This window comes from Haemophilus parainfluenzae (assembly GCF_003253005.1).
Taxonomy (GTDB): Bacteria; Pseudomonadota; Gammaproteobacteria; order Enterobacterales; family Pasteurellaceae; genus Haemophilus_D; species Haemophilus_D parainfluenzae_M.
Window position 1 is genome coordinate 23,159 of record NZ_QEPZ01000001.1, and the last position, 25,585, is coordinate 48,743.

The 25,585-nt window shown below is 39.1% G+C and carries 23 protein-coding genes; 12 read left to right on the forward strand and 11 right to left on the reverse strand.

What is annotated here, in order from left to right; all coding sequences use genetic code 11:
* Positions 1-3 precede the first annotated feature (3 nt).
* Positions 4-1,008 carry an ABC transporter permease subunit gene (locus tag DPV97_RS00110; protein WP_070714304.1) on the reverse strand — a complete coding sequence of 335 codons (1,005 nt, stop codon included), beginning with the start codon at positions 1,006-1,008 and terminating at the stop codon, positions 4-6.
* Positions 1,009-1,116: 108 nt separating this feature from the next.
* Entirely contained in the window at positions 1,117-3,294 is a 2,178-nt protein-coding gene (uvrD, locus tag DPV97_RS00115; RefSeq protein ID WP_070714302.1) for a DNA helicase II, read from the reverse strand.
* A gap of 143 nt (positions 3,295-3,437) precedes the next feature.
* Between uvrD and DPV97_RS00120 the strand changes: the two genes are divergently transcribed.
* Positions 3,438-4,484 (forward strand): ABC transporter substrate-binding protein, encoded by a 1,047-nt coding sequence (locus DPV97_RS00120; protein WP_049381459.1) that lies wholly within the window; start codon positions 3,438-3,440, stop codon positions 4,482-4,484.
* Positions 4,485-4,551: 67 nt separating this feature from the next.
* Here DPV97_RS00120 and fdhD read toward each other — a convergent pair whose 3' ends face one another.
* Positions 4,552-5,361: a formate dehydrogenase accessory sulfurtransferase FdhD gene (gene fdhD, locus DPV97_RS00125; RefSeq protein WP_070714300.1), complete on the reverse strand. Its 810-nt coding sequence runs from the start codon at positions 5,359-5,361 to the stop codon at positions 4,552-4,554.
* A 274-nt stretch (positions 5,362-5,635) separates the two neighbouring features.
* Between fdhD and fdnG the strand changes: the two genes are divergently transcribed.
* Genes fdnG through fdhE form a run of 4 tightly spaced genes read left to right on the forward strand, consistent with a single transcriptional unit; the run spans position 5,636 to position 11,334 of the window.
* On the forward strand, positions 5,636-8,719 hold the full coding sequence (gene fdnG / locus DPV97_RS00135; RefSeq protein ID WP_148130216.1) for a formate dehydrogenase-N subunit alpha: 3,084 nt from the start codon (positions 5,636-5,638) through the stop codon (positions 8,717-8,719).
* A 1-nt stretch (position 8,720) separates the two neighbouring features.
* Positions 8,721-9,656 (forward strand): formate dehydrogenase subunit beta, encoded by a 936-nt coding sequence (gene fdxH, locus DPV97_RS00140; RefSeq protein ID WP_070714293.1) that lies wholly within the window; start codon positions 8,721-8,723, stop codon positions 9,654-9,656.
* Entirely contained in the window at positions 9,649-10,365 is a 717-nt protein-coding gene (locus tag DPV97_RS00145) for a formate dehydrogenase subunit gamma (RefSeq protein WP_049365400.1), read from the forward strand. Before fdxH ends, DPV97_RS00145 begins: the two co-directional genes overlap by 8 nt.
* A gap of 60 nt (positions 10,366-10,425) precedes the next feature.
* Positions 10,426-11,334: a formate dehydrogenase accessory protein FdhE gene (gene fdhE, locus DPV97_RS00150; protein WP_070714291.1), complete on the forward strand. Its 909-nt coding sequence runs from the start codon at positions 10,426-10,428 to the stop codon at positions 11,332-11,334.
* Positions 11,335-11,389: 55 nt separating this feature from the next.
* Here fdhE and rimI read toward each other — a convergent pair whose 3' ends face one another.
* Genes rimI through DPV97_RS00165 form a run of 3 tightly spaced genes read right to left on the reverse strand, consistent with a single transcriptional unit; the run spans position 11,390 to position 12,831 of the window.
* Entirely contained in the window at positions 11,390-11,830 is a 441-nt protein-coding gene (gene rimI / locus DPV97_RS00155) for a ribosomal protein S18-alanine N-acetyltransferase (protein WP_070714348.1), read from the reverse strand.
* Positions 11,831-11,832: 2 nt separating this feature from the next.
* On the reverse strand, positions 11,833-12,237 hold the full coding sequence (locus tag DPV97_RS00160) for a DNA polymerase III subunit psi (protein ID WP_070714290.1): 405 nt from the start codon (positions 12,235-12,237) through the stop codon (positions 11,833-11,835).
* Between the two features lie 3 nt (positions 12,238-12,240).
* The gene (locus DPV97_RS00165) at positions 12,241-12,831 is read right to left on the reverse strand and encodes a hypothetical protein (protein WP_070714288.1); all 591 of its coding nucleotides are present in this window, start codon (positions 12,829-12,831) and stop codon (positions 12,241-12,243) included.
* 87 nt (positions 12,832-12,918) lie between these two features.
* Here DPV97_RS00165 and rsmC point away from each other — a divergent pair, with 87 nt between their 5' ends.
* On the forward strand, positions 12,919-13,911 hold the full coding sequence (gene rsmC / locus DPV97_RS00170; protein WP_070714285.1) for a 16S rRNA (guanine(1207)-N(2))-methyltransferase RsmC: 993 nt from the start codon (positions 12,919-12,921) through the stop codon (positions 13,909-13,911).
* 10 nt (positions 13,912-13,921) lie between these two features.
* Positions 13,922-14,419: a YbhB/YbcL family Raf kinase inhibitor-like protein gene (locus tag DPV97_RS00175; RefSeq protein WP_070714283.1), complete on the forward strand. Its 498-nt coding sequence runs from the start codon at positions 13,922-13,924 to the stop codon at positions 14,417-14,419.
* A 76-nt stretch (positions 14,420-14,495) separates the two neighbouring features.
* Here DPV97_RS00175 and DPV97_RS00180 read toward each other — a convergent pair whose 3' ends face one another.
* The gene (locus tag DPV97_RS00180) at positions 14,496-14,846 is read right to left on the reverse strand and encodes a DUF496 family protein (RefSeq protein ID WP_070714280.1); all 351 of its coding nucleotides are present in this window, start codon (positions 14,844-14,846) and stop codon (positions 14,496-14,498) included.
* A 178-nt stretch (positions 14,847-15,024) separates the two neighbouring features.
* On the opposite strand from DPV97_RS00180, the gene serC reads away from it, so the two are divergent.
* The 3 genes from serC to tpx all read left to right on the forward strand — a co-directional run bounded on the left by serC (position 15,025) and on the right by tpx (position 17,787).
* A complete protein-coding gene (gene serC, locus DPV97_RS00185; protein WP_070714279.1) occupies positions 15,025-16,107 on the forward strand; it encodes a 3-phosphoserine/phosphohydroxythreonine transaminase in 1,083 nt (360 codons plus the stop codon).
* Positions 16,108-16,171: 64 nt separating this feature from the next.
* Entirely contained in the window at positions 16,172-17,281 is a 1,110-nt protein-coding gene (gene hisC / locus DPV97_RS00190) for a histidinol-phosphate transaminase (RefSeq protein WP_070714277.1), read from the forward strand.
* Positions 17,282-17,289: 8 nt separating this feature from the next.
* Complete coding sequence (gene tpx, locus DPV97_RS00195; protein WP_070714276.1) at positions 17,290-17,787, forward strand: thiol peroxidase; 498 nt, start codon at positions 17,290-17,292, stop codon at positions 17,785-17,787.
* A gap of 36 nt (positions 17,788-17,823) precedes the next feature.
* Here tpx and DPV97_RS00200 read toward each other — a convergent pair whose 3' ends face one another.
* The 4 genes from DPV97_RS00200 to gshAB form a co-directional block, all read right to left on the reverse strand.
* On the reverse strand, positions 17,824-18,609 hold the full coding sequence (locus DPV97_RS00200) for a Cof-type HAD-IIB family hydrolase (protein ID WP_070714273.1): 786 nt from the start codon (positions 18,607-18,609) through the stop codon (positions 17,824-17,826).
* Between the two features lie 18 nt (positions 18,610-18,627).
* Complete coding sequence (gene ybeY / locus DPV97_RS00205) at positions 18,628-19,092, reverse strand: rRNA maturation RNase YbeY (RefSeq protein WP_070714271.1); 465 nt, start codon at positions 19,090-19,092, stop codon at positions 18,628-18,630.
* A gap of 1 nt (position 19,093) precedes the next feature.
* On the reverse strand, positions 19,094-20,182 hold the full coding sequence (locus tag DPV97_RS00210; protein ID WP_070714269.1) for a PhoH family protein: 1,089 nt from the start codon (positions 20,180-20,182) through the stop codon (positions 19,094-19,096).
* Positions 20,183-20,280: 98 nt separating this feature from the next.
* Complete coding sequence (gene gshAB, locus DPV97_RS00215) at positions 20,281-22,554, reverse strand: bifunctional glutamate--cysteine ligase GshA/glutathione synthetase GshB (protein WP_070714267.1); 2,274 nt, start codon at positions 22,552-22,554, stop codon at positions 20,281-20,283.
* Positions 22,555-22,799: 245 nt separating this feature from the next.
* Between gshAB and DPV97_RS00220 the strand changes: the two genes are divergently transcribed.
* Positions 22,800-24,347, forward strand: coding sequence for a methyltransferase regulatory domain-containing protein (locus DPV97_RS00220; RefSeq protein WP_070714266.1), 1,548 nt, complete (start codon positions 22,800-22,802; stop codon positions 24,345-24,347).
* Positions 24,348-24,512: 165 nt separating this feature from the next.
* Positions 24,513-25,511: an iron ABC transporter substrate-binding protein gene (locus DPV97_RS00225; RefSeq protein ID WP_070714263.1), complete on the forward strand. Its 999-nt coding sequence runs from the start codon at positions 24,513-24,515 to the stop codon at positions 25,509-25,511.
* Positions 25,512-25,585 lie beyond the last annotated feature (74 nt).

Here is a 25,585-nt window from a genome sequence, read left to right on the forward strand (position 1 = left end):
TCCTTATTGATGGCGAATACGTGGGTTTACCACGCCATAAAGTAAATCGATCGTCAAATTCACCACAATAATAATTGTAGCAATAATCAACACGGCGCCTTGTAAGACGGGATAATCGCGATTGATAATCGCATCAATGATCCATTTACCAATGCCTGGCCATGAGAAAATTGTTTCGGTTAAAACTGCACCAGATAATAATTGTCCTACAATCAAGCCCACAACGGTCACAACAGGGATAAGTGCATTGCGTAGCGCATGAAAAATGACAATTCGGGAATAACTTAAGCCTTTCGCTTTTGCAGTACGAATATAATCTTCCCCTAACACTTCCAACATTGAAGAACGTGTCATTCTAGTAATTACTGCAAGTGGAATAGTACCTAATACAATAGCTGGTAGAATCAATGACTTAACTGCATTTTCAAAAGCGCCTGGCACACCTGAAAGCCAAGTATCGATTAACATAAAACCGGTTGGTGTATCGATCCAGAAACTGTCTTCTAAACGTCCCCCTTGTGGCAAACCAAACCAAGGTGAAACATATAAGATCAAAATTAATCCCCACCAGAAAATTGGCATGGAATAACCAGTTAAGGACATGGCTGTCACAGTATGAGAAATCCAGCTATCTTTTTTGACGGCCGCAATCGTTCCTAACGTAATGCCAGCAATTAACGACCAAAATAGCGCAAAGAAAGCCAATTCAAACGTGGCAGGAAAGAGCGTGAAAAACTCCCTCAGAACAGGTTGTCGAGTACGGAATGATTCACCAAAATCGCCTTGTATTACATTACCAATATAATTGAAATATTGTTGATACAACGGTAAATCAAGACCAAGTTGCTTCATCATTTGTTGATGAACTTCGGGTGTTAAACCTCGCTCTCCCATCATAATCTCCACGGGATCACCCGGAATAAAATGAATGAGAGCAAAAGTCACAAAAGTAATGGCGATAAAGGTAGGAATCACCATTAAAATACGTTTTAAAATAAATTTAAACATCTACTTCCCACATGATAAAAGTGCGGTCGTTTCTTCGAACGTTTTCGCACTGGCATATTGAATATGAACACTACTATTCATACTCGTTGCAATAAAATCCTCCCGATTCTACCGCACTTTTTCTAATTTTGCCAAATGCGCAATCAGCCACTTAATGCCTTGAGCTTGGAAAGCAATTTGTAAACGGGTGTTATTGTCTGAGCCTTCAACGTTTATGACAGTGCCAAAACCAAACTTTTCATGTTTCACTTTTTGTCCCATTTTCCATTCATTTTCTGGCAAACTCGTGCTTAAACTTCCTACTTTCGCTTGGTTTAATGCTCGAGTCACCGTTCCGCGCAAACGGATTTCTTGAATACACTCTGGTGGCAATTCTGTAATAAAACGTGAAGGTAAATGGCGTTCTTCTTTCGTGTAAACACGACGGCTTTCTGCATAACAAATCGTCAGTTTTTGCTTAGCTCGAGTAATGCCCACATAAGCAAGACGGCGTTCTTCCTCCAAACGACCAGGCTCTTCAAATGAACGGAAACTTGGGAATACGCCCTCTTCTACTCCCACCATAAATACGCGCGGGAACTCCAAGCCTTTTGCAGAGTGTAAGGTCATCATTTCCACACAAGATTGATGCGGCGAAGCCTGCTCTTCTCCCGCTTCTAAAGAAGCATGAGTTAAAAAGGCGGTAAGATCGGTCATATCCTCTGCTTCATCAGGTTTGATAAATTCTCGGGTTGCCGTCACCAATTCTTCTAAATTTTCAATGCGCACTTCACCTTTCTCGCCTTTTTCCTGTTTATACATATCGTATAAGCCAGAATGTTTAATCACGAAATCGGTCTGTGCAAACAGTGGCATCTCGGCTGTATCCACCTGTAAAGAATTAATCAACTCCTGGAAACGCAATAATGCAGTTGAAGCTCGCCCCGTTAGCATATTTTCTTGTGTGGCCACTTGCACAGCTTGCCATAAGGTAATTTGACGTTCACGGGTTAAATTTCGTAACACATCTAAAGTACGATCGCCAATACCACGTGTAGGGGTATTAATTACTCGTTCAAACGCGGCATCATCTTGACGATTATTAATTAAACGTAAATATGCCAACGCATCTTTAATTTCTTGGCGTTCGAAGAATCGCATCCCGCCATAAATTCGATAAGGAATTTGACAACGAATCAAGGCTTCTTCAATGACACGAGATTGGCTATTACTACGATATAAAACAGCACAATCATCTAATTTCCCACCGTCATCTACCCAGTTTTGGATTTGAGACGCCACAAATTTCGCTTCATCTAACTCATTAAATGCTGCATAAATACCAACTGGCTCGCCCATTTCACCGTCGGTCCATAAATTCTTACCGAGACGATCGCTATTATTCGAAATAAGTTGGTTGGCACTTTTCAGAATATTGCCGGTAGAGCGATAATTTTGCTCCAAACGAATAGTTTCAGCATTGAAATCTTTTAGGAATTTTTGAATATTTTCGACCTGTGCACCACGCCAACCATAAATGGATTGGTCATCATCGCCCACAATCATCACTTTGCCCGTATTACCGGCAAGAATTTTGATCCAGGCATATTGGATTTTATTGGTATCTTGAAACTCATCCACCAAAACATGCTGAAAACGTTGCTGATAACGTTGCAAAATCACGGGCTTTTTAGCAAATAATTCATACGCACGAATTAACAATTCAGCAAAATCCACCAAGCCCGCACGATCACAAGTATCTTGATAAATTTGATAAATCTTAATCCACTCTTTTTCCTGACGGTCACCAAAATCATTAATATCTTGCGGTCTTAAACCTTCATCTTTTTTATTATTGATATACCAGCACGCTTGTTTCGGCGGAAACGCTTTATCATCATAATTGTGTAATTTCATCAAGCGTTTCACTAAACGAAGCTGATCTTCAGAATCCAAAATTTGGAAATCTTGTGGCAAGTTCACATCTAAATGGTGAGCGCGTAATAATCGATGGGCAATGCTATGGAATGTGCCAATCCACATGCCAAATAAATTGGATTGAGCATGTTTGGATAAAGTATCTTGAATACGATGTCGCATTTCAGCAGCGGCTTTATTGGTAAAAGTAACCGCCATAATGCTGCCTTCAGAAATACTTTCTACGGCAATCAACCAAGCAATACGATGAGTCAATACACGAGTTTTACCACTTCCAGCACCAGCAAGCACAAGGTAATTGCCACGTGGTGCAGCCACTGCTTCACGTTGTTTATCATTCAAGCCATCAAGTAATTCTGAAATATCCATTGCTCTTATTTTAATCTGGTTAAATTTACAGGGATTATAGTGGGAATTATACTTTTAAACAATATATTTACAAATATCCCCCATCCGCTTAATATTAGCCGCCCTAACAATACTTATAAATTAAGGAACCAAAAGGAAACACAATGTCAATTAAAACAACGCTAAAATTAACCGCACTTTCAGCCCTAACCGCCCTCGCGTACACTTCTCACGCACAGGCTGAAGGAAAACTTACCGTCTATTGCAGCGTACAAAACGTACTATGCGAAAAAGTCACGCAAGCCTTTAGTAAAAAATACAATGTAGATGCACAATTTGTGCGTAATAGTACAGGCGTCGTATTAGGCAAAATTAAAGCTGAAAAAGAAAACCCACAAGCTGATTTCTGGTTTGGTGGCACCATTGAACCTCATCTTCAAGCGGCTGAATTAGGCTTACTTGAATCCTATCGTTCCCCATTACAAAAAGACATCATGCCACAATTTAAATCTTTAATGGAGCAACGTGGTAATTTCACTTCTATTATTTACTTAATGGAACTAGGCATTGGGGTCAATACTAAAAAATTGAAAGAATTGAATATTCCTGCCCCAAAATGTTATGCAGATCTGATAAAACCAGAATATCAAGGTCAAATTCAATATCCAGATCCTCGCGTTTCGGGTACAGGTTATTCACTTATCAGTACTTTTTCCACATTATGGGGAGAAGAAAAAGCTTTCGATTATTTGAAAAAATTAGAACCTAATCTCATGCAACATACCAAAACAGGTCTTGCGAGCAACTATTTGGCTAACGGTACCGTAGCGATTGATTTAGGTTTTATGCTGGTTTACCTGCGTGAGAAGAAAAATGGTGCGCCAGTTGAAGGTATTTTACCATGCGAAGGCGTAGGTTATTCTTTAGGCGGGGCAAGCATCATTAAAGGATCTAGAAATCTTGATAATGCCAAACTGTTTATGGATTTTGTGCTAAGCAAAGAAGCCCAAGAAATTCCTTGGAAAGAATCAGACTCTTATCAACTTCCAACCAATATCCATGCAGAACCTGCACCAGGTTTCCTGCCAGCTAGCAAATTAAAACTGATAGATATTGATTTTATGAAATTTGGTACGGATCAAGAAGGCAAACGCCTGACTCAACGTTGGGTTTCTGAAGTACTCTTAGAGGGTAAATCGCCAAAAGAATAAACGGAATAAAAAAAAGTGCGGTCAAAAATAAGAATGTTTTGACTGCACTTTTTTTTAACATATGAAACTAAGCTAAAACAAATCGCTCTTTCCCAGAATAAATATTGGCTTTTCCTGGGCGAGCAAAGCCGATAAGGGAAAGATTGTGTTGTTCAGCCATATTGACGGCAAGATCTGTTGCTGCAGAAATCGCAACAAGTAATTCGATACCACAAGCTACCGATTTTTGAACCATTTCATAACTGGCTCGACTTGAAACAAGTACAAATCCTTGCGGTTGATTTTGTTTAGCATGCCAGCCAATTAATTTATCTAGCGCTACATGTCGCCCTACATCTTCTCGAATCGCAAGTAAATTGCCGGATAAATCAAAAAAGGCCGCTGCATGTGTTGCGCCTGTTTCTTTTCCGAGTTCTTGATTGGCTTGTAATTGTTCTAAACAGCCATCTAATAAATTTAAATTAACTTGGAAAGTGCGGTCTAATTTTGGCAATTTTTTATAAACTTGTGAGATTTGTTCTGTGCCGCAAATGCCACATCCTGTTCTGCCTGTTAATGTTCGACGATGATCTTTTAATGCCACAAATTGACGGCTAGACAATTCAATTTGCACTTCAATACCATTGCATACTTCCACCACATCAATGCCATAAATATCCGATTTTTTCTCAATAATACCTTCTGCGAGTGAAAAGCCTAAAGCAAAATCCTCTAAATCTTGTGGAGAACACATCATGACGGTATGCGCAATACCATTATAGACAAGAGAAACAGGGACTTCCGCAGCCAGACTATCTTGTTTTTCAATGAAAAGTGCGGTTGGATTTTCAGGTGTTTTTTTTAAAAAATTGATTGTTTTTTGGATTATCCAGTGCATTACTTTTTCCCAATAAAATGACTGTTGTAAAAATGTTACTTTTTTTTAACAAAAAATGTTTGTTTTGTGATCTATCTCAAGTTTTAAAGCGATTATAACAAGTTTTGATTATAGATTTTCGGTTAAAAAATAGTTAAAATCGGCTCCGTTTAAATTGGTTATTATTATAATCAATTTAATGGTTGATACGTTATTTTAACGAAATCAAATAAATTATCTACACGAATTTATACTATCGAATATCTTAACGGTTCGCCGTTATGAAGGAGTGATTATGCAGGTCTCTAGACGTAAGTTCTTTAAGATCTGTGCAGGTGGTATGGCGGGGACGTCTGCGGCAATGTTGGGCTTTGCACCATCATCGGTCTTAGCAGCACCACGTGAATACAAATTATTACGGGCGTTTGAATCCCGTAACACCTGTACATATTGTGCAGTGAGCTGTGGTATGTTGTTATATAGCACAGGCAAACCTTACGATGCTTTAAGCAGCCATACAGGCACCAATACCCGTTCTAAATTATTCCACCTTGAAGGTGATCCAGACCATCCGGTAAGCCGTGGGGCATTATGTCCTAAAGGTGCTGGCGCGTTGGACTATGTTAATAGTGAAAGCCGTGCATTATACCCTGAATATCGAGCACCGGGTTCTGACAAATGGGTTCGTCTTTCTTGGGAAGAAGCAATCAAACGAGTTTCTCGTTTACTTAAAGATGACCGTGATGCTAACTTTGTTGAAAAAGATGCAAGTGGCAAAACCGTTAACCGTTGGACAACTACAGGTATTATGACCGCCTCCGCCATGAGCAACGAGGCCGCACTTCTTACTCATAAATGGGTGCGGATGTTGGGCATGGTTCCGATGTGTAACCAAGCGAATACTTGACACGGACCAACGGTAGCAAGTCTTGCTCCATCATTTGGTCGCGGTGCCATGACAAACAACTGGGTTGACATCAAAAACGCCAATCTTATTATTGTTCAAGGTGGTAACCCTGCTGAAGCTCACCCTGTTGGCTTCCGTTGGGCGATCGAAGCGAAGAAAAAGGGTGCGAAAATCATCGTGGTTGACCCTCGCTTTAACCGTACAGCTTCTGTAGCTGACCTTCATGCGCCAATTCGTTCCGGTTCTGATATCGCATTCTTAATGGGTGTGATCCGTTACTTATTGGAAACGAATCAAATTCAACACGAATACGTTAAACATTATACCAATGCTTCATTCTTAGTTGATGAAGGCTTCAAATTTGAAGATGGTTTATTCGTAGGTTTTGATGAAGAAAAACGTGCTTACGATAAATCAAAATGGAATTATCAATTTGATGAGAATGGTTTTGCTAAACGTGATATGACCTTACAAAATCCACGTTGTGTGATTAATATCTTGAAAGATCACGTTTCTCGCTATACACCAGAAATGGTTGAACGTATCACCGGTGTTAAACAAAAACTCTTCTTACAAATCTGTGAGGAAATTGGTAAGACCTCTGCACCAAATAAAACCATGACGCACTTGTATGCGTTAGGCTTTACTGAGCACACAATCGGTACACAAAACATTCGCTCAATGGCGATGATCCAATTACTCTTAGGTAATATGGGGATGCCAGGTGGCGGTATTAATGCATTACGTGGACACTCAAACGTACAAGGTACAACTGATATGGGCTTGTTGCCGATGTCTTTACCGGGTTATATGCGTTTGCCGAATGACAAAGATACGTCTTACGAACAATACATTAATTCGATTACGCCAAAAGATATCGTACCAAACCAAACAAACTACTATCGTAATACCTCGAAATTCTTCGTGAGTATGATGAAAACGTTCTATGGTGATAAAGCAACCAAAGAAAATGGTTGGGGTTTCGATTTCTTACCTAAAGCAGACCGCTTATACGACCCTATCACTCATGTTAAGTTAATGAATGATGGCAAATTGAACGGTTGGATTTTACAAGGTTTCAACGTATTAAACTCATTACCGAACAAAAACAAAACTGTTGCAGGTATGAGCAAATTGAAATTCTTAATCGTGATGGATCCGCTTCAAACTGAATCTTCTGAATTCTGGAAAAACTTTGGTGAATCAAACAATGTGAATCCAGCAGATATTCAAACTGAAGTATTCCGTTTACCAACCACCTGTTTCGCAGAAGAAGATGGTTCTATTGCTAACTCTGGTCGTTGGGCTCAATGGCACTGGAAAGGCTGTGACCAACCAGGTGAAGCGTTACCAGATGTTGAAATTCTTTCTATGATTCGTGAAGAAATGCATCACCTTTATCAAAAAGAAGGTGGCCGCGGTATCGAATCTTTCGAAGCGATGACTTGGAACTATGCTCAACCGCATTCACCAAGTTCTGTAGAATTAGCGAAAGAATTAAACGGTTACGCACTAGCTGATCTTCTCGATGCAGATGGCAACGTCATGTATAAAAAAGGTCAATTACTCAGTGGATTCGCTCACTTACGTGATGATGGTACAACTTCATCAGGTAACTGGATCTATGTGGGTCAATGGACTGAAAAAGGTAACCAAACCGCAAACCGTGACAACTCTGATCCATCAGGGTTAGGTTGTACATTAGGTTGGGGCTTCGCATGGCCAGCAAACCGTCGTATCCTTTACAGCCGTGCTTCACTTGATATTAACGGTAACCCTTGGGATAAACACCGTCAATTAATCAAATGGAACGGTAAAAACTGGAACTGGTTAGATGTGGCTGACTATGGCACACAACCGCCGGGTTCTGATGCAGGTCCATTCATTATGTCTGCTGAAGGTGTAGGTCGTTTATTCGCTGTAGATAAAATTACAACGGGTCCATTACCTGAACACTATGAACCAATTGAAAGCCCGATTGACACTAACCCACTACACCCAAGTGTAGTCTCTGATCCGACTGTTCGTATTTATAAAGAAGACCGTGAATTTATCGGTTCAAACAAAGACTTCCCTTATGTGGCAACGACTTATCGTTTGACCGAGCACTTCCACAGTTGGACAGCTCAATCTGCGTTAAATATTATCGCCCAACCACAACAATTCGTGGAAATTGGTGAGAAATTAGCAGCAGAAAAAGGCATCCAAAAAGGTGATATGGTGAAAATTACTTCTCGCCGTGGCTACATTAAAGCCGTTGCAGTGGTAACAAAACGTTTGAAAGATTTAGAAGTCGACGGACGTACCGTACATCACGTGGGTATTCCAATTCACTGGAATATGAAAGCCTTAAATGGTAAAGGTAATCGTGGTTTCTCCACCAACACCTTAACACCATCTTGGGGTGAAGCAGTCACTCAAACACCAGAATATAAAACATTCTTGGTAAACATTGAGAAAGCGGAGGCATAATATGGCAGGAAGTGGTCAAGGCGTTCAATCGCAAGACATTATCAAGGTCTCCGCTACGTCTGGTTTAACACCAGCACCTCAAGCGCGTGATCATAAAGTTGAAGTCGCAAAATTAATCGACGTATCCACCTGTATCGGTTGTAAAGCCTGTCAGGTGGGCTGTTCAGAGTGGAATGACATCCGTTCTGATGTTAATGCTCAATGTGTGGGGATCTACGATAACCCTATAGATCTCAACGCAAAAGCGTGGACAGTAATGCGCTTTAACGAAGTTGAAGAAAATGATCGTTTAGAATGGTTAATCCGTAAAGATGGTTGTATGCACTGTTCAGAACCAGGCTGTTTAAAAGCTTGTCCTGCACCAGGCGCAATTATCCAATATGCGAACGGTATCGTGGATTTCCAATCTGATAAATGTATCGGTTGTGGTTACTGTATCGCAGGTTGTCCGTTCAACATTCCACGTATGAACCCAGAAGACAACCGTGTGTACAAATGTACCCTTTGTGTGGATCGTGTATCTGTGGGCCAAGAACCGGCTTGCGTGAAAACCTGTCCAACCGGTGCAATTCGTTTCGGTTCTAAAGAAGAGATGAAACTCTACGCAGAACAACGTGTTGCTGACTTAAAAGCACGTGGTTACGAAAATGCGGGTATCTACGACCCTGAAGGCGTAGGTGGTACACACGTAATGTATGTATTACACCATGCAGATAAACCTGAGCTTTATTCTGGTCTTCCAAAAGATCCAAAAGTTGACCTCACCGTCACCCTTTGGAAAGATGTCTTGAAACCAGTAGCGGCTGTAGCAATGGGTGGTCTAGCACTTGCTGAAATCGCTCACTACTTAGCTGTGGGTCCAAACGTTGAAGAAGACGTAGAAGATCATCACCATGAATTTGAAGAAGAAGATAAAAAAGGGGGCAAAGATGAGTAAGATTGAGATTAGCAATGATACTCGAATCATTCGTCATAGAACGCCTGCTCGTTTTAGCCACTGGTTACTCGTAATCTGCTTCTTTATGACAATGTTCACTGGTGTGGCATTCTTCTTCCCAGATTTTGCGTGGTTAACTGAGATTTTAGGTACTCCGCAACTGGCTCGAGCAATTCACCCGTTCACCGGTATCATTATGTTCGTTGCCTTTATTTTCCTCGGCTATCTTTACTGGGATCACAACATTCCAGAGAAAAACGATATTCGTTGGTTAAAAGGCATCGTTGAAGTATTAAAAGGGAATGAGCACGCTGTTGCAGATAATGGCAAGTATAACCTTGGTCAAAAAATGTTGTTCTGGACATTGAACTTGGCGATGGTCACTTTACTTGTAACCGGTATCATTATGTGGCGTCAGTATTTCTCGCACTACTTCTCTATTCCGGTATTGCGTTTTGCGATTTTCCTTCACTCTTTAAGTGCATTCATGTTGTTCACCGGTATTTTGGTACACATGTACATGGCATTCTGGATTAAAGGATCTATTCGCGGTATTGTGGAAGGTTGGGTAACCGTCCGTTGGGCGAAAAAACACCACCCGAAATGGTATCGAGATGAAGTACTTCCTAAGCTAGAAGAAGACCTTGAAAATGAAGCTGAAGGTAAAAAAGTAAAAACCAAAGCATTGTTCAAAGGTATCAATGGCTAAAATCAAAAAGTGCGGTTAAAATTGACCGCACTTTTTCTTATCAATACTTAAGAGATTATTATGAGTATCAAAATCTTATCTGCAGACGAAATCAAACAAAAAAAGAATTCATACGATATTCCACCTGTTTTGTTTGCTAACCCTAAAAATCTTTATCAACGTCGTGCAAAACGTTTAAGAGAATTAGCAAAAAATCATCCATTGGCTGATTATTTACTCTTTGCTGCAGATGTTGTAGAAAGCCAATTAAGCGTATTTGAAAAAAATCCATTAGAAACACAGCAATTCGATAACTTAAACGAAATCGAGCCGTTAAATGCTAAAACATTTAAACGCTCAAGTATTTGGATTGAATATCTCAAAGAAATTTTACATAGCATTAAACCAAAAGCGAATGAACAGGTTATTGCTACCATTGAAAATCTTGAAAAAGCCTCTGATAAAGAGCTTGAAGAAATGGCGACTCATCTTTTAAGCCAAGAATTTAATTTAGTGAGCACTGATAAAGCTGTCTTTATATGGGCGGCACTTTCTCTTTATTGGTTACAATTGGCGCAACAAATTCCTCATAACAGCCGCCAAGAAGGGACTGACAATCTACATTACTGCCCTGTTTGTGGTTCGGCTCCTGTTGCAAGCGTGGTGCATATTGGCACATCACAAGGTTTACGTTATTTACACTGTAGCCTTTGTGAAAGTGAGTGGAATTTAGTGCGTGCTCAATGTACTAACTGCAATGAACACAAAAATCTTGAATTGTGGTCATTAAATGAAGAGCTTGCACTCATTCGTGCTGAAACCTGTGGTGATTGCCAAAGCTACTTAAAAATCATGTTCCAAGAAAAAGATCCGAACGTTGAAGCGGTAGCGGATGATTTAGCATCGATTTTCTTAGATATTGAAATGGAAGAAAAAGGCTTCGCGCGCAGTGGATTAAATCCATTTGTCTTCCCAGCAGAAGAAGTGTAATGTCTTACTTTTAAGATAAGCAAAGTGCGGTCAAAATTGACCGCACTTTTGCATTCTAGAGATAACATGCCATCACAACAGCATTTTCTCGTCCACCATCCGGTTTGGGATAATAATTCTTACGAATATCAACCTCATTAAATCCCAACTTTTCATAAAGAAAACGAGCCGGATTCGACTCTCGTACTTCCAGCCAAAGGGTTTGAATACCTTTCTCTTTAAGCTCATTCATTAAACCTTGCAATAAAAACGAACCATAGCCCTTTCCTTGTTGAACCGGATCTATCGCAATATTGAATAATGTGGCTTCATCTAATACCGTTTGGCAAATAGCAAAACCAAGCACTTGCTCTTTTTCCACTAATTTCAAATTGAGATAACGCTCGCCGACATTATTTTTCAATGTTCCCAATGACCAAGGCACAAGGTGTGCTGCTTGTTCAATTTCATATAAGCGATCCATATCGCATTCTTCAATAGGAAAAAGAGAAGGCATAATTAAATTTGTTGGATTTGTTGCCAAAGCTCACGCTTAGCTTGGCTATTTTGCTGGAATTGTTGCCAATCAACAGAGCGATAAACACGCTCTGCATTTAAGCAATAAGGTAAAGTGCGGTCAATTTCATCTGCATTTTCAGCTAATAACCAATACCGCACAGAATGTTGTAATGTTATATGTTGAATTTGATCGAAATTCAGGCAAAGGCAATCTTCTTTGTTTAACTCGAGTGCGAGTCGAACATCTGAAAAAAGCGGGGAGTTAGATACATTATCTTTTGCCACCACAATAAATTTCACTTGTTCAGAAACACTCACACCGACCGCCCCTTGTAATACTTCTGGACGATGGAGCTGCCAACGGGTTATCCCCATTTCATTTAAAAGAAGATTGCGTCTATCCATAGATTAACGAGCGATAGTATCTAGCGGATAATCTCTTAAACCTTTAACAATTGCTTGTTCTTGCGCTTCGGTTGGTTTTTCTTGATATGCTTTTAAGCTACGGAAAGAAAGAATATTTTTCGCTTGATAAACCACGGCGATAAAACGTTGGAAATCTTTACCATCACAAGCATAGTAAACATCTGAAGCGCTACCAATTGTTTTTAACTCACATACTTTTTTGTTTGCATCAAGATATTTTGTCGTTAATGCAGGAACATGTGAAACATCTTTTAGATAATAGGTTTCACTCATAATGAATTTACGATTGCTACGATCTACATTCGCCGCTCCACTTAAGAAACGCGGATCTTCTGATTTATCAAAAGCTTTCGTTTGTTTATAAAATTTTTCGCCGTTGAAAGTAACTTCTTGGTTACCTTTTTTGATACGCTCAAACTGCGCATCTAAGCTTTGTGCTTGTGCTGCAGGTAATTCAACTGTTGAGCTTGTTGGTAAGGTTGAAGGTTGTTGTTTGCTACCTTGAAGTTGTTCGATTAATTGACAGCCGGACAATAAACTTGCCATTGCGACTGCAGTGATGATTTTTTTCATAAATAATTCCTTAATAAATACGTTTAAATCGTTTTCTTTTGTTAGAATAGCGCGTAATTTTAACCAATAAACCACAGGATTTAAAGCGTGATTTCTCTCGAAAGCGAAGTTTTACAACGCCATCTTCCCCTTTTTAGCGGTAAATCAATTCTTCTTGCCGGCGGCATTAATGATGATTTTCCTCAAATATTGCAAAAACATTGCCAATCCGTGCAGGTTTGGAGTTGGTATTTTGATTATGCCAAAACCCAAAGTGCGGTCAATTTTGAGGTTGAATTTCAGCCGCAAGCCGATTTGATTATTTATTATTGGACGAAGAATAAACAAGAAGTGAATTTTCAGCTGATGCAACTACTCGCCAAAAGTAAAATTGGTCAAGAAGTGTTAATTATCGGAGAAAATCGTTGTGGTGTCCGCTCTGCTGAAAAACTGCTTGAACCTTATGGTGAAATTGGCAAAATCGACTCTGCGCGTCGTTGTGGCTTATATCATTTTTCCTTACAAAAACAACCGCACTTTGATCTTCAATCTTATTGGAAATGCTACCAAAATGATGCATTAGGCGATCTCCGTATTTACAGCTTACCGGGGGTATTCAGTGCCAATGAACTTGATAGCGGCACATCACTTCTACTTTCTACCTTAACATCACCAATTCAAGGGAAAGTGTTAGACGTTGGTTGTGGGGCGGGTGTCATTGGCTCCATGATCAAAAAACATCACCCTAAAGCGGATATCACAATGACCGATATTCATGCGATGGCAATTCAATCTGCCCGTCAAACACTTGCTGAAAACCAGCTTGAAGGTCAGGTTATCGCAAGTGATGTGTTTTCCCATATTGAGGGAAAATTTGATCTGATTATTTCAAACCCGCCTTTCCACGATGGAATCGATACCGCTTATCGTGCGGTGAAAGAACTTATTCAACAAGCAAAATGGCATTTGACCGCAGGTGGTGAACTTCGTATTGTTGCTAATGCATTTCTGCCCTATCCCGATTTATTAGCACAACATTTCGGTAAGTTTGAAATCCTTGCTCAAACCACCAAATTTAAAGTGTATTCCGTGAGAAATTAAGGAGAAAACAATGTTTGTAACCAGTTCAGCCATTCAAAATGGTGCTTTTGAAGACAAATATGGCAAACGCGGCACACAATTTAGCCCCAATGGTATGCCAACCTACTCTATTCCCTTTGAAATTCACGATGCCCCTCAAGGCACTAAATCCTTTGCAGTTGTCTTAGAAGATAAAGACGCAATTACGGCAAGTGGCTTTGTGTGGATTCATTGGCTTATCGCGGATCTTGAACGTACCGTTATACACGAAAATGAAAGCCAAACCGCAACAGATTATGTACAAGGTGCAAATACTTGGGCGAGTAAATTAGGTCAATTTGATATCGAAGAAGCGTCATTCTATGGCGGTATGGCACCACCAAACTGCTTGCATCGTTACGAGCTTATTGTATATGCGCTCGATACCAAACTTAACCTGAAACCGGGATTCCGTTTTAATGATCTACATTTTGCGATGCAAGGGCATATATTGGATCAAGCTGTGATAATGGGCACTTATGATGTTTAATCATTTATAACTCATCCTAAAAACACCATAAAAAATGACCGCACTTCAACAAAGTGCGGTCATTTCTTTTAAGATTTTATAACGTGATTTTATTCGCGTCTTGCACTAATTTCGCGTGTGCTTTTTTCTGTTCTTTCATCTTATTGCTCGTTTCACGGCGTTGAGTAGAAAGATCCGCATTACGAATATTATAGTCATCAACACGACTTTCGTAGTCATCACGCATATTTTCGATAATCGCACGAACATCTTCAATGCTCATATCATCGTGAATATATTGATTTAAGTTATCCAACAACAACACTCTTTTTTGATTGTCGCGAATTTTACGGTTGTTATCTTCAATGTCTCGCTTAAGTTTATTTTTTAAACGATATAAACGTACATACTCTAACACTTCTTGGAAGGATTTATTTACATTTCCCATGATCGACTCTCTCAAAGTTAAAAACAAACTTCAGGTAATGTAGCTTTTTTTTTCGTCTCCGTCAAAAGCTTAACTTTAAATTGATGGATTAGATCAAAAAACTGTTTGATTTAGTTGATTATCCTATTCGGTAGTGGTAAAAATGAAGAATCTATTCAAAATAAAATAAGGAAACACAATGTCAAAAGTCTTTAATTTTAGTGCTGGTCCAGCCATGATTTTCCCTGAGGTCCTACAAAAAGCACAAGCTGAGCTCACTAACTGGCTTGATCAAGGTGTATCGGTAATGGAAGTCAGTCACCGTGGCAAATATTTTATGGAATTGATTGCTCAAGCAGAAAAAGATCTACACGAGGTGTATCACATTCCAGATAACTATCGTGTGTTATTCCTACAAGGTGGGGCTCGTGGTCAATTTGCGGCATTACCGATGAACTTAATCGGTGAGAAAGGCAAAGCACTTTATTTAAATAGCGGCCACTGGTCTGCAACTGCAGCGAAAGAAGCACGTAACTTTGCTGAAATTGATGAAATTACCATTGTGGAAAATGGTGAGCATACACAGATCACCAATCTTGATTTCAGCGAAATCGCTGAACAATACGATTACGTTCACTACTGCCCAAATGAAACAATCAGTGGTGTGGAAATTTTTGATGTACCAAATGTTGGAAATGCTGTTCTCGTGGCGGATATGTCATCTAATATCCTTTCTCGTGAAATTGATATTAGCAAATTTGGTGTCATTTATGCGGGTGCGCAAAAAAACCTTGGCCCCGCAGGAATTACGCTCGTGATTATTCGTGATGATTTAATTGGTCATGCTCGCCAAGCAACCCCATCTATTTGGAATTACGCCACACAACGTGATGCTGACTCCATGATCAATACCCCACCAACCTTTGCTTGGTATCTCTGTTCATTGGTCTTCAAACATATTCAAGCAATCGGTGGCTTAAAAGAAATTGCAAAACGTAACGCAGTGAAAGCACAAACCCTTTATGACTACATTGATAGCAGTAAACTCTATCGTAACGTCGTAGCTAAAGAAAACCGTTCAACCATGAATGTGACATTTGTAACAGGTAATCCAGAACTTGATGCTAAATTTGTCGCAGAATCTACAGCTGCCGGTCTTCAAGCCTTAAAAGGCCACAAAGTGCTAGGTGGCATGCGCGCCTCTATCTATAATGCAATGCCATTAGAGGGTGTACAAGCGCTCATTGAATTCATGAAAAAATTTGAAGCTGAAAATAGCTAATTATCTGATTCATTAAACTCAACATGCGGGCTGAAAGGCCCGCTCGTTTTTATAAGGAAAGCATATGCAATACATCAACGTCGCCAATCAAGGCGTAAAATCTCTTTCGCCTTATCAAGCGGGGAAACCAATCGAAGAACTCAAACGCGAATTAGGCATTACTAATATCGTTAAACTTGCCTCAAATGAAAACCCTTTCGGTTTTCCTGAAAGTGCGAAAAAAGCCATTCAAGCCCAACTTGATCATTTAACTCGTTATCCTGATGCGAATGGTTTTGAACTTAAAGCGGCTATTGCAAAAAAATTTGGTGTGCAACCAAACCAAATCACCCTTGGTAATGGTTCTAACGATTTATTAGAGCTCTTTGCTCATACCTTTGCGGGTGAGCATGATGAAGTGATTTATTCACAATATGCTTTTATTGTTTACCCTTTAGTGACCAAAGCCATTAATGCCGTCGCAAAAGAAATTCCAGCTAAGAATTGGGGGCATGATTTAAACGGATTTTTGACCGCACTTTCAGATAAAACCAAGCTGATTTTTATTGCCAATCCAAACAATCCAACTGGGAATTTCCTAACGGAAGCAGAATTGGATGCCTTCTTAGCCAAAGTGCCTGAAAATGTGATTGTAGTATTAGATGAGGCTTATACCGAATTTACTCATCCAAGCGAACGCGTTAATTCTTTTTCATTACTGGAAAAATACCCGAATCTTATCGTTTCACGCTCACTATCGAAAGCTTATGGACTTGCGGGTTTACGTATTGGCTACGCGGTCTCTAATCCTGAAATTGCAGATTTATTAAATCGTGTTCGTCAGCCATTTAACTGTAATAGTCTTGCTTTGACCAGTGCGATTGCGGTGATGAACGATGATGCCTTTGTCGAAAAAGTGGCTGAGAACAATCGCCAAGAAATGAAACGTTATGAGGCCTTCTGCCAACAATATGGTTTAGACTTTATTCCATCTAAAGGTAACTTTATTACCATTGATTTTAAACAACCGGCCGCACCAATTTATGATGCATTATTACGTGAAAGCGTCATTGTTCGTCCTATTGCTGGTTATGGCATGCCAAATCACTTACGCATCAGTATTGGCTTACCACAAGAAAATGACAAATTTTTTACTGCACTCGTTAAAGTGCTTAATTTAGGAAATGAAAAATAGGAGCTTTTATGACTCAAGTAACAATGATGGGTAATCCCATTGAAGTAAGCGGCAACTTTCCCCAAAAAGGAGAGAAAGTGACCGCACTTACGCTCACCAATAAAGAACTCACTGACGTCACGCTTGATACTTATGCAGGAAAACGCAAAGTTTTAAATATTTTCCCAAGTATTGATACAGGTGTATGTGCAACTTCTGTTCGCAAATTCAATCAACAAGCAGCTAATTTAAAAAATGCTGTGGTACTTTGCATTTCAGCTGATTTACCTTTTGCACAAGCACGATTCTGCGGTGCGGAAGGTATTGAGATCGTAGAAACGCTTTCTACTTTCCGTCATAAAGAAGTCCATGAAAACTTAGGGGTAAATATCACAACTGGTCCAATCGCGGGCTTGACTGCTCGTTCAGTGATTGTCTTAGATGAAAACAATAACGTGTTACATAGTGAATTGGTGTCTGAAATTAAAGATGAGCCAAATTATGAAGCTGCGTTAGCCACACTATAATGAATAAGGCGCTTTTTCATAAAAAGCGCCTTTTATTTATTCAGGAAAGATTTCGTTCAATATCAATGCTATCCCATCATCATTATGCGAAGCGGTGATACGATTCGCGGCCTGTTTAATCTCATCCGGTGCATTGCCCATTGCAACGCCTAATCCCACGCTTTCTAGCATATCTAAATCGTTAAAGTTATCACCGAAAGCGACACATTCTTCCATCTTCACATGAAAATAATCTTCAAGAAAACGTACCGCATTACCTTTCGTCGCTGACTTATGCATTACCTCAAGGAAATTCGCATGAGAACGGCAGATACTTAAATGTGGGAATTTCTCTTTCAAGACTTGCTCAATACTAATCACTTCATCCGTTTCACCAATGATTTGAATTTTATGCGGAGAATAGACCGCACTTTCATCATAAGGATCAATCTGAATGCCTGTCACGCTACGTTCATAAATCACCCATTTATTATTCAAATCGCGAGCGACACAATCATCATAAGTATAATAATTAACACCTAGTGCAGGATGATCTGCTAATACTTTGTTAATGGCTTGGATATCAGCGGGATCAATTTGTACCGAATAAATAGGTGTAGAGTTTTTATCTAAAATCAATGCACCACTGAATGCCACAATGATGTTGTAATTTTCAATGAGTTTCGCATAAGGCCAAATACCCAGTGGTGAACGAGCAGAGATTGGTGTAAATGGAATACCTTGTTTGGTAATACGTTGAAGTGCATCTAAGGTTTTAGACGAAATTCGATGATCCGACGTTAATAAGGTACCATCAAAATCGCTGAATACGGCTTTATACATAATTGCTCCAAATCGTCATTATTTTTCGGAAAGGTAAGGATCAGCAAAGCCTAAATCCTGCATAATTTCAGTTTCTAAACTTTCCATTTCTTCTGCTTCATCATCTTCAATATGATCGTAACCAAGTAAATGTAAGCTACCATGTACAATCATATGCGCCCAATGCGCCATTAAAGGCTTTTCTTGCTCGATAGCTTCGCGTTCTACTACCTGGCGACAAATCACCAAATCGCCCAACAGCGGTAATTCCACTTCGTCAGGACATTCAAAAGGGAAAGACAATACATTGGTTGGACGATCTTTTCCACGATAAGTCAAATTCAAGTCATGACTTTCTGCTTCATCCACAATGCGTACCGTCATTTCCACATTATCACTTTCTGGTTGCACTGCGGTGGTTGCCCATTGCAGAATTTGCGCTTCTGATGGCAAGCCTTCTGTATTTTCACAAGCCAGTTGCAAATCAATAATCATATTGCCCATGCTATTCTCCTAAATACGTTTCATTTTCTGACCGCACTTTTTGCTCACGTTCAGCTCGACGCTGCGCTGCGATTTCTTGACGGCGAATTTCATCTTGAGCTTCCCATTCTTCGTAAGCTTGCACCACTTTTGCTACCACAGGATGTCGCACAATATCTTTACTCTCAAAATAGTTAAAGCTTAGTTCTGACACTTTACTTAACACTTCCATAGCGTGGCGTAAACCAGATTTTGTGCTGCGCGGCAAATCGATTTGAGTCACATCCCCTGTAATCACAGCTTTAGAATTAAAACCAATACGGGTCAAAAACATTTTCATTTGTTCGACCGTCGTATTTTGGCTTTCATCTAAAATAATAAAGCTGTCATTGAGTGTACGACCACGCATATAAGCCAATGGTGCAATTTCAATCACATTTCGCTCCATCAACTTTTGTACACGTTCAAAGCCAAGCATTTCAAATAACGCATCATAAAGTGGTCGTAAATAAGGTTCAATTTTTTGGCCTAAATCACCGGGCAGGAAACCCAATTTTTCGCCTGCTTCCACCGCAGGACGAGTCAGCAAAATGCGACGAATTTCTTGGCGTTCTAATGCTTCAACTGCCGCAGCTACGGCTAAAAAGGTTTTCCCTGTACCAGCGGGGCCAATCCCAAAACTAATATCGTGCGTAAGAATATTATGCAAATATTGAATTTGATTTTCACCACGCGGTTTAATCAAACCACGCTTGGTTTTAATTGTGGTGCTATAGACGTGATTTTCACTACGTGACTCACTTCCCTCTTGCGATAAAATTCTGCTCTCTTGCAAGGCAATATGCACATCTTCTAAATCAAGTTCTTTCACTTTCCCTTTAATTGGTGCAGTCTCCACATATAATGTTTGGATTAATTTAGCCACACGAGCAATTAATTGTTCATGGGGATATTTGGGATTTTCATCATTTGATTTCACGGTAAAAGTGAAGTTATTGCGAGAAATATTGAGGTTAAATTCTTTTTCAATCAGTTTGATATTTTCATCAAATGCACCGCAAAGGGATTGCAGACGATCATTTTCTTGAGGTTCTAAGGTAAAAGTTATCATTAAATTTCGTTTTAGAATTGTGAATACTGTCTCCATTTTAGCCTAATTACGATGAATGTAAAACGGGCTTCACCAACTGATGAAGCCCGATAACCAAATTAAGGCAATTCAGGGAAAAGCATTTTAATCACATTCATTGTCAATCGTCGAGATTGTCCACTAAATGGAAAAATATGCATCATCATCATAGGATTAAAGTTTGCCTCAATCACACCCCACGAATGTAAACTCGGTTCTGCCGGCTGTTTCAAATCAGGAATAATTAAATCTACACCACAAACTGCCGCCCCCATTGTCTTGCTAATCCCTACCGCAATTTCTTTGTAACTGGCATGCATTTCATCCGTCATATCAATAGAATCACCGCCTGTACTAATATTAGAATTCGCACGTAATTGAACAAGTTGATCTTTTGCAGGAATAGAATTCACGGTTAATCCTTGCTCCTTAAGCTGCAACTGCTCAATATCCCCCAATGCTATTTTTTTCAATGGCGTACGACTGCCATCGCCCCGTAAAGGATGATCATTTTTAGCGGCAACTAATTCAACAACAGTATGTACACCATCTCCAATTACATTTGCTGGAACACGTAATAAGACGGCTAATGTTTGATCCCCCAGCACAAAAAAGCGATATTCAGTGCCAAGTAGATAATCTTCAACCATGATCTCTTTATCTTCACGGAAAGCAATCTCTACTGCTTTTGCAAAATCATCTCTATCCGTTACACCTTGTTGGAAAATACTGATCCCTAAACCAAAATTCGTTGATTTTGGCTTAATCACGACAGCTCGATTCTCAAAAAGTGGGAAATTTTCGACCGCACTTTTCACATTGGTAAACTCGATGCTTTGCGGTACATTAAATCCGGCTTTCGCTAACACTTTCTTCGTCACCACTTTATTTTCCATAATGAGCGGGGAAATATAGCTATCGTGAGAAGTCATATTACCGTTTTTCACATATTCCAAATGATCGCCAAATTGAAGACTGATAAATTGATCGCGTTCATCTAAAATCTCAATCTTTAGCCCTTTTTGGATTGCATCAAACAATAACGCTTGTGTGGACAGTTCCATATTATCAAACGCAGTTAATGCATAAAAACGTTCAAAGGCTTTTGCTTTATTAGATTGCGCAATATCGGCCCCTAATTGTTGGTAACTGCCGACCTGTTCAATTGCCGCAACCACTTTTGCACAAAGCGTTTGGCTTGGATCCGCAAATTGTCCTAATTTGTCTTTAACAATCGTTTTAATCTCATCACTCACATTGAGTTGCTCAAGCATTTTGAGCATTTCAAGGAGGACTAATTCCCCTTCTACCGCATAAGCACTTTGCTGTCTTGGGTCTTCCCATGCCACTTCAGCAAGACGTGCTTTACCTAATTTTAGGCCCTCTTGATCAGCGGTATCGTCAAGCCATGCCATTAACAAAATAAAATAATGAATGAATTTTGCGTCAGCGAGTTCCATTCCATAAGGTGCAAACGGATTGAGATCAAACAAACGAAATTCTAAATATTGAATTCCTTTTTGAAGTAAATCGCGCGCTTTTTTAGCACCTCGCAAACGTACGCTTGAGTAAAACTCTTTTTCCGCAATCAAATCACCCGATTTCACCCAGTGTTCTAACGTCTCAACATACTCTTGCAAACTGTCATAAGAAACGTGGATCTTCGGATCATTCACATAACCATATTTCCCTGAACGTAAACTCCGCACATATTGATGCGGTTTAAGAGGGGAATTGCCTCTGAAATATTTATCCTCTACCGTCGGTGTTGCAGAAAACAGATAAAGCAGAATCCATTGATAGCGTAAGAAGTTTTTTGCTATTTTTAGGTAAAAATCATTTTGAAAATCAACCGCACTTTGTGTTTCATTTTGTGCATGAAATAAGGCATCAATAAACTTAGGGTCAATTTGAAAATTGTAATGAATACCACTGACCATTTGCTTATATTTACCGTAAGACTGGACTAAATGCTCACGATAAGCCACATCTTCCTGATTATCTAATTGTGCAACCTTAATTTGCTCTTCTGGTGGTAACCCTGCAGGCATACTAAAAGGAAAAATAAATTCATCCTCCGGTAAAGTTCGCAAAGTCACTTCATGAATGGCTGAAAGCCAACGTAATGTATCCTCTAATTTTTTCATCGGAGGGGTTACCAATTCCAACTGACTTTCTGCAAAATCAGTTTGAATATAAGGATGAAAACGACGATTACCAAAAGCTTTAGGATGCGGTGACGTCACAATTGAACCATCTGCATATACCCGTTGACTTTCCTTCTCTATGCCGAAAGAGCCCTGTTGAAATAAGAGTTCTAAATGATGTTGTTTAATAATTTGCTGAATATTCATATCTGTCCTTATTAGAAATTTCTACCAGACATTATGGAGAAAAATCAACGTGGGGAGAAGTAAGAAAATAGAATGGAATATGAAATTTTGATATAAGAAAATCTATCTAATGAGGATACTAAGCTGGTGAAAATTGCGGTTATTCTAGCGTAATTACCACTTCATGGGAAATAATCATCGCTTTGTTTTCATCCCTATTCCCTCTATAATATGTGCCCTCAATTATGTGACAAACTGGATAGATTATGACCAAACAAAATAACCGCTACGACGAACTTAGATACTACTCAAAACCCTTTTCTTACACGAGCATTGCGCTTTTGGAAGGAAATGCAACATTATGGGGATTAACCCCACCAGCACTCAAAGGTGCTAAAGTATTAGAATTAGGTTCTTCTTTTGGTGGAAACTTAATTTCTCAAGCGGTTTATTATCCAGATACTGAATTTGTCGGCATTGATTTAGCAGATAGTCAAATTACTCAAGGTAATGAAATTATTAAATCAATGGGATTAACAAACGTTCGTTTAGAAACAAAAAATATTCTCGATATTACGCCTGAATTTGGCATGTTTGACTATATCATCGTGCATGGTATTTATTCTTGGGTACCTGATAATGTTAAAGATAAAATCCTTGAAGTTTGTCGTGAGAATTTAAAGCCAAATGGTATTGCTTATATTTCTTACAACACCTATCCCGGTTGGAAAAGCCGAGAAGTTGCACGTGATATTATGCTTTATGCGAATAAATACACTCAGAATTTACCGCTCTCTGAGCAAACTCGTCGTGGCAAAGCCGTTGTTCAATTATTCTCAGATGCAATTAAATCGATTGAGTCTGAAAAATCTAAAAATCAAAGTAGAATTGAGAATTTTGATGGAATTCAAACAAAAGACAACCATTATGTTGCCCATGAATATCTCGAATATAATAACCATCCTCTCTATTTGAATCAATTTGTTGATAGCCTACATCAACATCAATTAGCTTATATTGGTGATACAGATTTCCAACTTTCATATATTTCTTGGATGCCACAACATTTACAAGACATGATCAATCAATTATCAGAAACAGATTATATCGCACGTGAGCAATGCCTCGATTATCTTTACGATGTAGCATTTAGAAGAAGTTTACTATGCCATGCTCATTTACAAGATAAAATTAACCGCACCGAGAATATAGATATAAGTTTATTGGATAAATTAACCTTCATTAATCAAGGTAGAGAAAATAATCTAGGTAATATATTCAATAATCAAGATGTAGAAAAATTACTTGAACACTTTATCTATCAAGTAGGTAATTTCACTACTCAATCATTAATTGATTACGTTGCTGAACATAAAGAATTTGCAAACCTCACAGAGGATAAAATTTACTCTTCCGTATTGTTAGCAATTATCTTGGGTTATATCAATGTTTTTCTCACACCTTATCAAACATATACATTTGAAGATAACAAAACTTATGTACCAAAACGATTTACTCAATATATACAAGTCTTATTAGAAGGTGCAGATCAATATATCGGTGCGGGCAATATGTATAATGGAGGCGTTGAAAATTTAAATGCACTCCATCTTTATGTGATGTCTCAAATGGAAAAACCGACAACTAAAGCAGCGCTTAATTCATCACTCAAAGCATATTTAATTCAAAATAGCTACAAAGATATGAACAACAACGAAAAACTCATTGATGAAGAGTTTGATTGTTCAGGATTATGTGATTCTATTTGTACAGTATTAGCAAACTTGGGTTACACTCAACCAGCCACACTATAAGCAAAATTCAAAGCAATCAATATATTGAAGGAGAGCTAACCGCTCTCCTTTTGTTTTGCTAAAAGAAAATTTGAGAATTATTTGCATTTAAACAAATTTATAAATAGAATAAAGGCTATTCAAACTTAACTAAAACATTCATTCTCATAAAACAAGGAGTTTTCAATGACATTCAAATCTTTCAAAATTGCGACACTCGCTGCCGCGCTTACATTCTCAGCAAGTAGCTTTGCCGATATTACCGTTTACAACGGCCAGCACAAAGAAGGTTCTCAAGCTGTTGCTGATGCATTTACAAAAGCAACGGGCATTAAAGTGACCTTAAACAGTGCTAAAAGTGATCAACTTGCAGGTCAATTAAAAGAAGAGGGCGATAAAACCCCTGCTGACGTATTCTTTTCTGAACAAACTGCACCTTTCGCTGCTCTGTCTGATGCGGGCTTATTAGAACCGCTTTCTGCAGATACTATTAAACAAACTGCACACAAGGGTGTGCCTGTTGCACCGAAAAAAGACTGGGTCGCATTAAGCGGTCGTTCTCGTGTTGTGGTTTACGATCACACTAAATTATCTGAAAAAGACATGGAAAAATCCGTGTTAGATTATGCAACACCAAAATGGAAAGATAAAATTGGTTACGTTCCAACTTCAGGCGCATTCTTAGAGCAAGTTGTTGCGATTACCAAATTAAAAGGTAAAGATGCTGCTCTTAAATGGTTAAAAGGCCTAAAAGAAAACGGTAAACTTTATGCGAAAAACAGTGTTGCCCTTCAAGCGGTTGAAAATGGTGAAGTACCAGCAGCGTTAATCAACAACTATTACTGGTATACTTTGGCAAAAGAAAAAGGTGCTGATAACCTCAAAACACGTCTTTACTTCATTCGTCATCAAGATCCAGGTGCATTAGTGACCTATTCTGGTGCAGCGGTATTAAAAGGTTCTAAAAATAAAGAAGAAGCGAAAAAATTCGTTGATTTCTTAGCAAGTAAAGAAGGACAACAAGCGTTTGTTTCAGTACGTGCAGAATACCCACTTCGTACCGATGTGGTTTCTCCATTTAACATGGAACCTTATGCGAAATTAGAAGCGCCTGTTGTTTCGGCAACCACTGCTGAAGACAAAGACAACGCCAATAAACTTATTGAAGAAGCTGGTTTGAAATAAGTTTAATTTGCTATGCAATATAGGGCGTGTAATACACGCCCTTCTGTTATTTACTCTACACTAATATTTTCAAA